The 13,390-nt window shown below is 66.7% G+C and carries 8 protein-coding genes; 3 read left to right on the top strand and 5 right to left on the bottom strand.

Features of this window, described 5'->3' with window-relative positions; all coding sequences use genetic code 11:
* Window positions 1-78: 78 nt before the first annotated feature.
* The 4 genes from WS49_RS05375 to WS49_RS05360 form a co-directional block, all read right to left on the bottom strand.
* The gene (locus tag WS49_RS05375) at window positions 79-1,248 is read right to left on the bottom strand and encodes an acyltransferase family protein (RefSeq protein ID WP_059525146.1); all 1,170 of its coding nucleotides are present in this window, start codon (window positions 1,246-1,248) and stop codon (window positions 79-81) included.
* 85 nt (window positions 1,249-1,333) lie between these two features.
* On the bottom strand, window positions 1,334-2,737 hold the full coding sequence (locus tag WS49_RS05370) for an oligosaccharide repeat unit polymerase (RefSeq protein ID WP_059525144.1): 1,404 nt from the start codon (window positions 2,735-2,737) through the stop codon (window positions 1,334-1,336).
* Complete coding sequence (locus tag WS49_RS05365; RefSeq protein ID WP_059525142.1) at window positions 2,734-5,007, bottom strand: polysaccharide biosynthesis tyrosine autokinase; 2,274 nt, start codon at window positions 5,005-5,007, stop codon at window positions 2,734-2,736. The genes WS49_RS05370 and WS49_RS05365 overlap by 4 nt, the downstream gene beginning before the upstream one ends.
* Before the next feature lie 58 nt (window positions 5,008-5,065).
* Window positions 5,066-6,292 (bottom strand): polysaccharide biosynthesis/export family protein, encoded by a 1,227-nt coding sequence (locus tag WS49_RS05360; protein WP_059525140.1) that lies wholly within the window; start codon window positions 6,290-6,292, stop codon window positions 5,066-5,068.
* A gap of 127 nt (window positions 6,293-6,419) precedes the next feature.
* Here WS49_RS05360 and WS49_RS34840 point away from each other — a divergent pair, with 127 nt between their 5' ends.
* The gene (locus tag WS49_RS34840; protein WP_059525138.1) at window positions 6,420-6,839 is read left to right on the top strand and encodes a hypothetical protein; all 420 of its coding nucleotides are present in this window, start codon (window positions 6,420-6,422) and stop codon (window positions 6,837-6,839) included.
* Window positions 6,840-7,001: 162 nt separating this feature from the next.
* Here the strand turns inward: WS49_RS34840 and WS49_RS05350 are convergent, their stop codons facing one another.
* Window positions 7,002-8,858 carry a serine aminopeptidase domain-containing protein gene (locus WS49_RS05350; protein WP_059525688.1) on the bottom strand — a complete coding sequence of 619 codons (1,857 nt, stop codon included), beginning with the start codon at window positions 8,856-8,858 and terminating at the stop codon, window positions 7,002-7,004.
* A 572-nt stretch (window positions 8,859-9,430) separates the two neighbouring features.
* On the opposite strand from WS49_RS05350, the gene WS49_RS05345 reads away from it, so the two are divergent.
* Window positions 9,431-10,687, top strand: coding sequence for an oligosaccharide flippase family protein (locus tag WS49_RS05345; protein WP_059525136.1), 1,257 nt, complete (start codon window positions 9,431-9,433; stop codon window positions 10,685-10,687).
* 499 nt (window positions 10,688-11,186) lie between these two features.
* Window positions 11,187-13,388, top strand: coding sequence for a glycoside hydrolase family 3 C-terminal domain-containing protein (locus tag WS49_RS05340; RefSeq protein ID WP_059525686.1), 2,202 nt, complete (start codon window positions 11,187-11,189; stop codon window positions 13,386-13,388).
* The last annotated feature ends 2 nt before the right edge of the window (window positions 13,389-13,390 follow it).

The following is a 13,390-nucleotide window of genomic DNA, read 5'->3' as shown; positions in this document are numbered from 1 at the left end:
TCCCGGCGTCCCTATCGACACCCGCAGTTTCATGTAGTCGCGCCGCCACCGGCCGACATGCTCGGCGAATCGACGCAATTACGCGACGTTGACCGTGCTACCGGTCGCGGCCCGTCGATTTCCGAACAGGCGCTTGCCGAGATACGACCTGATCGGCTCCTCGACGAATTTCGCGAGGACGGCAGCGGAGACGATCGAAACGCACGCCGCGAGCATCGCCGTTCTGACGACGTGGATGTCGCCATGCGGTGCATACGCGAACACCAGCCTTCCGATCGGGTAATGCACGCAATAGAGCGGGTAAGAGATCCAGCCGAGGAATGCACTGATACGGGCAATGACCCTGCTGCTCGGAGCAAGCATGGCGCCCCTAAAAACCAGCGCAGGCGCGACGAACCACAGCACGGCCAGCGCGTAAATCCCCTTGATCGACGTCGGAAACACGACAACCAGCAGGAAAGCGGCAAACAGCATGTAATCGTTCTTGATGAGCCCGGCGACAAACCAGTGCGGCCTGGCCGAGAGACTGGCGTCGTGCATCTTCCCGATCGCCACTCCCAGCAGGAACCCGTAGCCGACTCTGAAGAACCCGCCGATGAAGTTATCGGCCGACCAACCCTGATTCAGGATGACGGTCAGCTTGTCGTTGTCGAGGCCCACGAGCCATCCATAAACGACGAAAGCGCCGAGACACGCATACGCCAGTCGCAGCAGATTCCGCGCATTCGTCCTGATCGCCGCGATCAGGACGACGCTCGCGAACAGCTCGAAGAACAGCGACCATGCAGGTGGATTCAGAGGAAACACCCCCGGGTCATCGACTGCCGGCAAGCCGTGGTTCGCCGCGCCGACGAAGCCCGACACCGAGAAACGACCGAGATACGGAACGAGAAAATAGTTCTGCCCGGTGGCTGCCGCCAGGTTACCCAACGAAAACGCCGCCGACGCGTGGATACGCATGACGACGAGGCTCACGAACCCGATCGTGAGCCCGATGCATATCATCGGATACAGGCGTATCACGCGGCGCTTCAGATACTCGCCCCACCACGACTCCTGCCGCAATCTTTCGCCGTAAGAGTGCGTCAGGATGAATCCACTCAGCATGAAAAAAACGTCCACCGAAAGATACGCGCTCTGCAGTATCGGAATCGGCAGATCCTGAAGGAAATGCATGAACATCACGCTGATTGCCGCAATACCGCGCAATCCGTCCAGAATTTCAAACTTCTGCTTGTGAGTAGCCATGAAAAGTGGTGGCTCCGGGAAATATTGGTTTTGGGACCCGGCAATCTATGAAGCGGTCGCAGCCCCGTACCGCGCGACCCTGCTGTTATCGCGACAACACTGGATCGATGTCCGCAGCGCGATTCCCACGCGCGATGGCGCGCCTGCTTCCGTCTCCATCTGATCCGGCGCCGGCGGCATCGGGCGCCGTGCGTGCCCGAACCTTGGCGAACCAGTGAAATACGGCGATGAGCAGTACGACCGGAACGAAATTCCGCCCGCTGAACAGGTTCGGAGTCCGCATGACTTCCATGACCGACACGAACAGCACCGCGTGTACGCAGCACCAGAAGCCGTTCCCGCTCCGCCAGCCCGCATAACTGCGGCCGACCGCCCAGCCGAGCACGAGTGCGTCGAACAAGCCGAACCAGCCCCACTCGTAGAAGTGAACGAAAATCCCCGACGGATTATTGAACTCCGGATCGGCGTAGCCGTTCAGGAACAGGTTGATGCTGTCTCCCGAGTCGAGCCACGGCTGCAACGCCGCGCCGATGATCGGGAAACGCAGCAGCCAGTCGAACGTGAACATCGGGTGGCCCTGGTCCCAGCCCAGCACACTCAGTATTCCCGCGCCGTTGTTCAACGACGTCGAGTAGTACAGGCCGAGACGTTCGAGCGCGAAATCGAACAGGTTGTCGTAGATGTTGACGTAATAGGCTTCCCACGACCGGTTGTACTCGTTCGCGATGAACAGCCCGAACAGGAGCGGGATCGCCGCATACGGGCCGAACGTCAACAACCGCGAGTACCTGCCGCCGAGGCGGAATCGCACGACCATGAGCGCAAGCGGCATCACCATTTCGATCAGCGCGAGCCGCTCGGCGAAGATGAAGCTGCGCAGCAGTGTCAGCACCGCAAGCACGGCGAAGTAGATCTTGTAGCGATTCAAGCCCTTTACCGGTGTCCTGAACACATAGAAATACAGGACAACGTACGGTGCGGTAGCCTGCGTGAACGTGCTGAGGCCCGTGATGCGCCCTTTCAGATCGAGCATGTCGTATGCATTCGCTTCACCACGGACGAACGCGACCAGCAGTGCGGGATGCGTGACGATGCCGCTCAACAACAAGGCGTAGCCGAACAGCGCAAGCGCGAACACGAAATCGAGCACGCGAGGCGACAGTTCGACCTCGGCGGGCGGCGGGCCGCGTCGCGTCCGCACTTCGGCCGTCGCGAGCCATGACGCCGCCATCACCACCATCAGGAACAGCGCGCCGACGAACGCGTAGTAGCCGTCGAAGTAGATCCGCGCAATCGACTTCTGGTCACCCAGCAGGCTGAGCGACAGCAATCCGTACAACGGCAGGATGAAGATCAGCACGAGGCGCGCCGGATCTTCCCACCAATAGCCCGTATAACTGCCCCCGCCACCGCGCACGCGCGCCATCCTGCGCGTCGTCGCCGGGCGCTGTCGTGGCTCGCCCCGTGCGCCGCCCGCTCGCCGGTTCATGACACCCGTTCCACCCGTTGCCGCGGCGCGATCACCCCGGCATATCCGGACGCGGCCTGATGCGTGTTCGTATCCGTATAGCCGTAGTCGTACCGTCCCGGCGCGCCCTTGTAATCGTTCAGGACCACACCGCGCACGTCGATATGCGCGTGTTCGAGCCGTCGCGCGCTTTCGTCGAGTTCGGCGAGCGTCGTCACGCCGCTGCGCGCGACGAGGAACACGGTTCCCGCGAGGCGGCCGAGCACCAGCGCATCGGCCACCGGCAGCAACGGCGGCCCGTCGATCACGACCATGTCGTAGCGCGATGCGACCTGCTCGATCAGTTCGGCGAGCGCGGGCTGCAGCAGCAGTTCGCCCGGATCGGGCACGACGCTGCCCATCGCGATGAAATCGAGACCCGGCACGACGCCGCGCTTGATCGCCTCGTCGAGCCTGTGGGTGCCTGCCACCACGTCCGACAAGCCCGGTGCGCGGCTATAGCGGAACCGCTCGTGCAGCGATCCCTTGCGCAGATCGGCATCGACCAACAGGACTCGTCGCTTCGCCGCGCCGACGAGCGATGCGATATTCGCGGCGACGAACGACTTGCCGACGCCCGTCGTCGGCCCGGAGATCAGCACGACGGGATTCGACGCGCCCGGCATCGACAGTTGCAGCGCCGCGCGGAAATTGCGCAGGCTTTCGAGCGCCGCGTCCTGCACGGCCACCGGCGGAACCGGCGCGCGCGCGCCGCGCCGTCCGGCCTTCGGACGCAATTCCGCTTGCGCCGCGGCCGGGCTGTGCGGCACGGTCGCGAACACGGGCAGCCCTGTCGTCCATTCGATTTCCTCGGCATCGCCGATCGTGCCGACGATGCGCTGACGGACGATCACGATCGCCGCGCCTGCCAGCAGGCCCACCATCAGCAGGGCGATCACGGCGACCCCGCGATGCGGACCGATCGGCTGCTCGGCGACCTTCGCCGTATCGACGATCCGCACGGTGCCGGTCTTGCTGGCCCGCGCGAGGATCATCTGCTGACGCGTATTGAGCAGGTTCGTGTACAGCGCCGTGTCGACGGCCACATCGCGCTGCAGCTGCAGCACGCCCTGCTCGACGGTAGGCAGTTGCTGAATCTGCTTGCGTGTCGTGTCGAGCGAACGCTGCGCGTCGGAGAGCTGGGCATCGACGGCCACCACGGCCGGATGCTTCGGCATAAAGCGCGTCAGCAATTCCTCGCGCCGCTGCTGCAGCGTCTGCACGCGCGTCTCGATGTCGACCGACTGCTGGCGCAACGCCAGCGCCTCGTCGCTCGTATTGACCGTCCCGTGCGAGGCCCGGAATGCATTGAAGCGGCTTTCCGCCTTTTCGAGCTGCGCCTTGAGTTGCGGCAACTGGGCGTCCATGAAGCGGATCAGCTTGTCGGCCGCCTCGGACTTGCGCTGCGTGTTCTGCGCCAGGTACGCGTCGCCGATCGCGTTCAGCACGCGGCTGTCGTGCACGGGATCGGTCCCGTCGAGCGTCACGCCGACCATGTTCGACTGCTTGCCGCGCTCCGAGATCAGCGCGTTCTTCTGCAGCCAGGCCGTCGCCTCCTCGTCGCTGTAGCGCGTCAGGTCGAAGCGTGCGCCGGGCTTGCCGGCCACGCCGCGCACGAAGATGTCGAGCGGCCCCTGCGGCGTCTCGACATGCAGCGGCTGCCCGATGCGCCCCTGCCATGCCGGGCCGCTTCGGCCGAACCAGCCGGTACGCTGCAGCGTGTAGGCGCCGTCGTCCCCGACGGTCAGTGCGAACCGCTTGCCGAGCAGGCGCCTGGGCACGTCGAAGGTCGGCACGTCGATGCGCTCGGTGCCGTACACATAGCCGCCCGGCAACGGCGACGACACCCCGTCGGCCGCGTTCACGAGCCGCCAGCCGATCAGCGGCAGGTAGTGCGGCCGTGCGTCGACGGCCAGATTGGTGCTGTCGATCGCGCGATCGAGCACCGCGCGGGATTTCAGCACTTCGATCTCGGTCGACGCGTCCGTCTTCAGGTCGAACACCGATGACGGATCGCCTGTGGGCGACGTCGATTTCGAGTCGGTCGGGCTTTGCTCGACCTGGAACAGGATGTCGGTCCGGTAAACGGGGGCCGCACATAGCGCATACACGGCGCCGATGAGCGCGCCCGCGAGCGCCGTGCAAAGGATCAGGCGCCGGCCGCCGTACAGCATGCTCCAGTAGCGGCGCACCGGATAGGACGGCCGCAGGGCGGGCCCGCCGTGCGGGTCGGGCAGGGTCGAAGAAGTCATACGGCATCAGTCCCGTAGGCGCGACGCGCGGTCGCGATGACGAAATGGGTCACGAGGGTCACGGCGAAATCGCCTTGGCCGTCAGCGCGCCCTGCGCGGACGACGGAATCAACAGGTTGACGACACGGCTCCAGCGCACCAGCGACGACGCATCGACGAACACGACGTCGCGACGCTCGAGCGGAAACTGGTCGGCCAGCGCGAACGACGCGGGCGAACTGCCGTCGAGGTGGTACACCCGCGGACGGTTGTCCGGGCCGCGCCGCACGACGAACACCTGGCGCGCGTCCGACGTGTACTGGCTCGCGCCGCCGGTGTCGCCGAGCGCTTCGCCGAGGCTCATCCGGCCGTCGGTCAGCGTCAGCGTCGCGGGCCGCGACACCTCGCCGAGCACGAACACCTTCGCATCGCTCGCCGCGCGCACGCGCACGAGATCGCCGTCGCGCAGCAGGATGTTCGACGGGTTCACGCCCGCGGCGATCAGCGCGGGCAGGCTCACGTTCACGGTCCTGTCGCCGCGCGTGACCGAGACCTGCGAGCGGTCGGCCGTCGGGGTGAAGCCGCCCGCGCGATCGATCGCCTCGGGCAGCGTCATCGGCATGTCGTTGACGATCTGCAGACCCGGCGTGCGCACCTCGCCATCGAGATAGACACGCTTGCTGCGATAGGTCTGCACGCGCAGCGCGATCTGCGGCTTGCGCACGTATTCGCCGAGCCGCTTCGTCAGCAGCGCGCGCGCCTGCGCCTCGGTCAACCCCGCCACGTGCACGAGGCCCGCGTACGCAAACTGCACGTTGCCGTTGGCGTCAACCGTGTAACCGGTCGCAACCGAACTGGCGCCGACACCGTCGCCGCTCCCCGTCGTCTGCGTCGTCGGCAGATTCAACTCGGGGTGATCCCACACGACGATGCCGAGCACGTCGCCGGGGCCGATCGCGTACGGCTTCGGCTTGCCGAACAGTTGACGGATTTCCGCGTCGACATCGGCCGGCCGGCCCGCGTGCTGCTGCGCGACGAATGCCGGCGTGATTTCGATCAGCTCCTCGCTCGACACGTTCTGCACGCCGTCGAGGCCGCCCGAGCCCGACGCATCGGCGCTCACGCGCGCGTTCGCGTCACGGTCGGCGGGCGCCCGGTACGTCATGCCCGGCGACAGCACGCATGCGCTCAGCGCGCACGCGGCCGCCACGATCGCCATGCGCGACAGCCACGGTGCGCGACGGGTGCCGCCCGTGCATGGCCGCGGCGTCCCTGGCGTCGATTCGGGTTGCGTGGTGATTGACATCGTGCCCTTCCAAAACTGTGTGGTAACCCGCCGAACGCGGCGAATTCCGGCATTACGCTTGCCGGCGCGGCTCGCATCGCGGCGCCGCACCTCCCTCTACACCGCACGTCATTCCGTACGATTCGTCATGAACTGCTCTTCGTCGCTTTCGTCACTCGTCTGCATCGTCTCGGTCGGCATTGCCTGCGCCGTCAATGCGCAGACGTTGCCCGCCGTCCCGGCCGACGCGCCGGCGCTCGCATCGTCGGCGGTGCTTCCGCCGGCACCGCTGCAACGTTCGGCGCAAGCCGCCGCGACAAACGACGCCGCCGATCCCGCAGCAACCGCCTCCGGGGTCGCGACGCCCGCCTTCATGCGTCCCGCCGCCAGCGCCGCGGTCCAGCCCGACACGCGCGCCCGTGGCATGCTGCGCCGGCCGCTCGTGCCGGGGCGGCCGCATCGCTCGCGCGTGGCCGTTGCTCCCGCCGACGACGTATGGCGCAGCGACAGGTTGTACGAGTCGCCCTACGCGAAGTCGCCCTATGAGCAACCGGATGTTCCGGACTGACGCATCCCGGCCGGTCATGTCGCGACGTGACCGGCGATGCACCGATACGGGATTGGACACCACGGCGAACGGCGCGTCTGTGAGGGACCCCACCGAACGCCGATCTTCATATGTAACGGGGATCGCACCCCTAAGCGCCCGACGCGTACGACGCCGCACGCATCACGACCGGCCGACCGACACGCTCGCGTACGATCGCGCGGCCGCTTCGGGTGTGGCCGGATCGGCGACGCGCGCGACCGGCCGGGCCGCGTCGCGGCCCAGCGCCTGCATGCACCGGTCGATCACGATGTCCGTGCCGACCGCGCCGTACACCGCATGGTCGACCTCCGGCTCGAGGTGCAGACGCACGTGACGCGAGCGCCGGAACGCACACTCGATTGCGCCGAAGTGACGCCGGACATCGTCGATGCCGGGATCGAGCGCGCCGTATACCAGCGTCGTCCATACGTCGCGCCGCGCAAGCTCGTGCATCACGCCGCGTGGCGTGCCGATGCCCGGCTTCCAGCCGACGCGCGCGGCGAGTTCCTTCACCGGCACGCTGACCCGCGCAATCGCATTCGCGGCCACGGCCCGCACGATGGGCCGCAGGTCGCGCCGTTCGCGCACGAGACGCTTCCACTTCTGCCAGTCGCGCACCGACAGCCAGTAGCCGCGCACCGAGTTGTTCCGCTGCTTCTGCACCACCTCGAGCGAGAGCCCGGCCGGCCACACGAAGCGGGCGAGATTGATCGCGATCACGCCGCCGAGCGACGGCGTCTTCACGGCCGCATGTAACGCGGCATAGGCGCCGGAACAAATGCCGGCCGCGGCGACCTCCGGGTGACCGAGCGCGCGCAGCCAGTCCGCGGCAGCGGCCACGTCGTCGCTCGACTGCGCCGAATACACGACGCCCGACTGATCGTCCAGCGCAGCGGGCCCGCTATCGCCGACGCCCTGCACGTCGATCCGCAACGTCGTCACGCCGGCGCGTGCCAGCGTGCGCGCGAGGCGCACGCTGAAGCGCCCTTCGCCGCTGCGCGGATTCGTCGACGTGTTCGCGATCACGACCGCCGGCCCCACCGGATTCGTCGGCCGCGTGTCGGCGGGACGGCACAGCACGCCGACCAGCCGGTCCGGACCGACCGCGACGACCTGCTCGGTCATGTCGTGCAAGTCGAGCGCGACGGCCGATTCGCCATTCCACGCCGGATCCGCTCGCGACGGTGTCTCGACGCCAGTCGCCATACCCGGCGCGCGTGCGACGATCCAGTTCGCGAGTGTGTCGATCGCCGCGAGCGGCAGGCGCGAGCGCGTGCCGTCCAGCATCGTCGTCGGCCATTCGCGGAACGGATCGCTGGCCACGTTCACGCCGCGCTCGAGCAACGCTTCACGCAATGCGGGCCCGTCGCCCTGATCGGGCTGGATCAGCAACATCGCGCCGGGCAACGTCGGCGCATCGCGCACGACGTCGCACAGATCGACCGCCTTCAGCGCGTCGACGAAATCGGCGGGAAAGCGGTGCCCCAGCACGTTCATGCACGGTTCGTCGCGATGCGCGACGCGGATGGCGGGAGACGTGGTATCGAGCCACTGGCGATGCACGAACGACAGCTCGCGCAGATAGGCGCGGCCGCGCACCACGGGCGCCAGCGCCACCAGTGCGTCGACACGCGGCGCCGGGCGCGGGCCGAAACCCGCGGCGGCCAGCATCGCGAACAACGCGCCCGCGCGGATCCCGACGAGCGTCAGCGCGGTAACGCCGGCCTGATCGCGCAGCAGGTCAATCGCGTCGTGAATGCTGGCGATGCTCGCGGCATGTCGACCGGCATCGCGATCGTCGCCCGCCGAGTCGCCGGTGCACGGATAGCTGAATCGCAATACCGTGACGCCCTCGCGGGCCAACCGCTCAGCGATCGCCCGCATGAGCTTGTGCGTCCATGAAGCTTCGTGACCCAGCGATTCGCACAGGATCACGCCTTGTGTCGTCTGTCCTTCGTGCAGCCACCCCACGCAGCTGCCGAACGTTATCGGCTTCAATCGGTACTCCTCGGATCGGTATTTGTTATCGGATGCGAACACGCGTTCCGGCGGCTCCACCGGAATCGGCCACTCCACGATCATGTGACTGCGCGACAACGCACGGCCTTCAGGCAACGGACCTTCGCCGCGCCCCTGCGCGACTCGTTCGACCTTCGCCATGCGTTGTCCCGGTCCCGCTGCGGCAGGTTGCCGGCCTGAGTCGTCGTCAAGCCTTTCCGCCGCGAACCCAAACAGTCGTTCGATTAGAGCACTCGGCCCGAGCATTCTTCGGTGCGCCAGCTTACAAATGCATTCATCACTGCGGCGATACAACGAGGCGCGCGCGGTCGCGATTCGCGCCGCACATGCGCACCGAATCCTCGAAAGGTAGGCTCGCGAACACTGCCGTCCCGCTCGGCCCGTATCATGACCGCCATACGATGTGGCCGTGTCCGGCATCGCCGGATGAAACCGGCGCCAGCCGGAACGGGCCGCGAACCCACGCAGCCGGGTCAGCGCCGACCGGCCGCGCGAGCGCACGGCGGCACGCGCGCCGCCGCCCAGCGACACCCACGGCGCCGACCAAGCGAATGTCAAACATCAAGAAGAATTTCCTGCTGCTGCTGACGCTGCAGATTTCGATGTATGCGGTGCCGCTGCTGATCGCACCGTTGCTCACGCATGCGCTGGGCCCGGAAGGCTACGGGCAGCTCGCGTTTTCGCTCGCGGTCATCGCGTATCTCACCAACTGCACGAGCTACAGCTTCGACCTGACCGCCACGCCGCGCATCGCGCTCGCCCGCGACGACCGCGCCGAACGCTCCCGCATCTTCTGGGCGACGCTGTATGCGCAGATCGGCATCGCGGTGATCTGTTTCGTCGTGCTGATCGTGCTGATCGTCCTCGTCGGCCGCTTCGGCGAGGACCGCGACCTGCTGCTGATCGGCTTCGGAATGGTGGCCGGCGTGGCGTTCACGCCAGGCTGGTATTTCCAGGGCATGGAGAAGTTGCGCGCGCTGAGCGTGATCCTGTTCGTCGGCCGCATCCTGAGCCTGCCCGCGATGTTCGCGCTCGTGCACAGCCCGGCGGACATCGACCGCGCGATGATCGTCAACGCCGCCGTCCCGACGCTGTCCGCGCTCGTGCTGGCCGTCTATCTGTATGCCCAGCGCGAAATCGATTTCGTTCGCGTCGGTTTCGCCGACATCGCCGAATCGCTGAAAGGCGGCTGGCAGGTGTTCCTCGCATCGACGTCGATCGCGTTCTATGCGTCGACCAACACCGTGCTGCTCGGCTTCGTGTCGGGCAACGTCGCGGCCGGCTATTTCGCCGCCGGCGACAAGCTGATCCGCGCGGCGCTCAGCATGCTCCAGCCGCTGAAGGCCGCCACCTATCCACGCATCAGTTATCTGATGCGGCATGCGCGGAACGACGCGTTTTCTTTCCTGCGCAAGCTGTTCGTCGTGCAGGTCGCGATGGTGCTCGGCATCTCGCTCGCGATCTTCTTCGGCGCGCCGCTCGCCGTGCGCATCCTGTACGGGCCTTCGTACGAACCCACGGTCCAGGTTCTGCGGTGGATGGCCTTCATTCCCTTCATGGCCGGGATGACCGACCTCTTCGGTGTGCAGACGATGCTGCCGCTCGGGATGAAATCCGAATTCACGCGCGTGCTCATGTCATCGGGCATTCTGAACATCGTGCTCGTGCCTGTGCTCGCGAAGTACTTCGCCGAACTGGGCGCCGCCGCCGCCGTGCTGACGGCCGAGGCTGCCGTCGCCGCGGCGCTCGCGACCGTCGTCTATCGCGCCGGGATACCGCTGCCCGGCAGTCCCGTCGCGCGACGCTAGCGAGTCCGGACGGGCCGCCCCGATTTCGCCGAAGCGGCCGGATCCCCGCGATGTCGCGTTCGATGCGCGCGCAACGAGCGGCGTCGCACGGGCGCACGCCTCTGCGCCTCCCCCTTCCAAACGCTCGCGCGCAGGTACTTCTTACCCTGCTGCAGACGCACAATCAGGAACGCTTACTGCCTTTTCCCCACACCGCGCGACCATCTCGAAAAAAGATCATACGTATCGGTAGAAATACCGATGCTGTAGTCAAACTACATTCGTACGATTGGTCGCTGCAGAGAATCGCTACATCCGATTCGGCAGCGTCGGACGGTCCGCGTCGCCGTCCGCGTTGTTCGATCGGGCCCAACCGGCCGTAACGATTCCCCGCCTGGCCTGGCATGCCGACGCGCAATCACCCTGCATCGCCAGCCGAATGCGTCCGGTGCGAATCCACCGGGCGTGCGCAGCTCCAGACATCATTCGAACAACCGGCAATACGATCATGGAGAGCAACATGCGGGACACACTCTGGCCGGCCGCCGTGCTGGCAGCGACCCTCTGCACCACCGCTTACGCGGGCAACGCCGATTTCAATGCACCGGGCGACGCCGCCGACGCGTTCGCGTCTTCCGCCGTGCAACGACGCGCCGACCTCCTCGTGCGCAAGATGACGCTCGACGAGAAACTTCAGTTCATCCATTCGCAATACGAAATGTCGAAGGTGCCGGGCGGCGGGGCCGGCTACATCCAGGGTGTGCCGCGGCTCGGCATTCCCGATCTCAACATGGTCGACTCGGCGACCGGTTCCGGCAGCACGTCGCAGGCCAGTACGACGTTTCCCGCGACGATCGCCGTCGCCGCGAGCTGGGATCGCCGCCTGTCGTACGACTTCGGCAAGCAGGTCGCGATCCAGTTGCGCGCGCAAGGGTTCGGCATGGGCCTCGCCGGCGGCACCAATCTCGCTCGCGAACCGCGCGGCGGCCGCCTGTTCGAGTATCTCGGCGAGGATCCGTTGCTCGCCGGCGACCTGCTCGCGGAGCGCACACTCGCGACGCAGCGGCAGAAGGTCATCGCGACCATCAAGCACTATGCCGGCAACGAACAGGAGCATGGCCGGATGGGCGGCAACACCCAGATCGACGAGCGCACGCTGCGCGAGCTCTACCTGCTGCCGTTCGAGATCGCCGCGAAACGCGGGCAACCCGGCAGCGTGATGTGCAGCTACAACCGCCTGAACGGCACGTATGCGTGCGAGAACAATCACCTGCTCAACGACGTACTGAAGAACGAATGGGGCTTCCAGGGTCAGGTGCAATCCGACTGGGGCGCGACGCACAGCACGGCCGCCGCGATCAACGCCGGGCTCGACGAGGAAGAGGACGTCGGGCCGTCGGTCTACCTGACGCCGGCCGCCGTCAAGCAGGCGATCGCGAACGGCTCGGTGTCGACCGCGCGCCTCGACGACATGGTGCGCCGCAAGCTGGCCGTGATGATTCGCGTCGGCGTGATGGACGATCCGGCCAAGGGCGGCGGCACGATCGATTTCGCGGCCGCGAATCGGTTCGCACAGGGGGTCGCCGAGCAGTCGATCGTACTGCTGAAGAACGACGGCAACCAGTTGCCGCTGGCGGCCGCGGCGTTGTCGCGTATCGCCGTGATCGGCGGCCACGCCGACGCGGCCGTGCTGTCGGGCGGCGGCTCGGGCAACACGCGCGATCCGGTCACGGGTTCGTTCGCGGGTTGCGGCGGGCTGACGTTCGGATCGTCGACGGGCTGCAGCTGGTGGCGCAATCCGTGGCTCAAGGTCGACGTGCCGATCGTCGCGGCGATCCGCGCGCTCGCGCCGGCGGCACAGGTCACGTTCGCGGGCAACAGCGATCAGCAGTCGCCGTTCCGCGCGTACACGCAACAGGAAATCGACCAGGCCGCGGCACTCGCGGGCCGCTCGGATGTCGCGATCGTCGTGGTCGCGCAGCCGGCCGGCGAGGATTTCGGTGACCTGCAAAGCCTGAGCCTCGCGAATCCGTCGAACCAAGATGCACTCGTCGAAGCGGTCGCGCGTGCGAATCCGCATACGATCGTCGTCGTCCAGAGCGGCAATCCGGTGCTGATGCCGTGGAAGGACAACGTGTCGGCGATCGTCGAGGCGTGGTATCCCGGCGAAGGCGGCGGCAAGGCCATCGCGAACGTGCTGTTCGGCGCGGTCAATCCGTCCGGCAAGCTGCCCGTCACGTTCCCGGCGCGCGACCAGGATTCGCCGGCGTGGGGGCAAAACGGCGCGTTCGAGAACGATCCGGTCTATGCGGAGAAGCTGAACATGGGCTACCGCTGGTACGACGCGCGCAACATCAAGCCGATGTTCGAATTCGGCTACGGTCTGTCGTACACGCACTTCGCGTATTCGGGCCTGTCGGTGTCGCGGCAACGGGACGGTTCGCTGAGCGTCGCGTTTACCGTGCGCAATGACGGCCGCGTCGCCGGTGCGGAAACGCCGCAGGTCTATCTCGGCGTGCCGTACAAGGACGAACCGCCGAAGCGGCTGGTCGGCTGGGAAAAGATCCGGCTGAACCCGGGTGAGGCACGGCATGTACGCGTGACCGTGTCGCCGCGGATGCAGAGCGTGTGGGACACGTCGCGCAACGGATGGCAGGTCGTGCCGGGCGGGACGGTGTATGTGGGCGCGTCGTCGCGCGATATCCGGCTGCAGGGGAGCTGATC

The sequence above is a fragment of the Burkholderia sp. RF7-non_BP4 genome, assembly GCF_001521935.1.
GTDB lineage: Bacteria > Pseudomonadota > Gammaproteobacteria > Burkholderiales > Burkholderiaceae > Burkholderia > Burkholderia diffusa.
The sequence above is the reverse complement of the archived record's forward strand: the minus strand, read 5'-3'. Positions and strand labels throughout refer to the sequence as shown.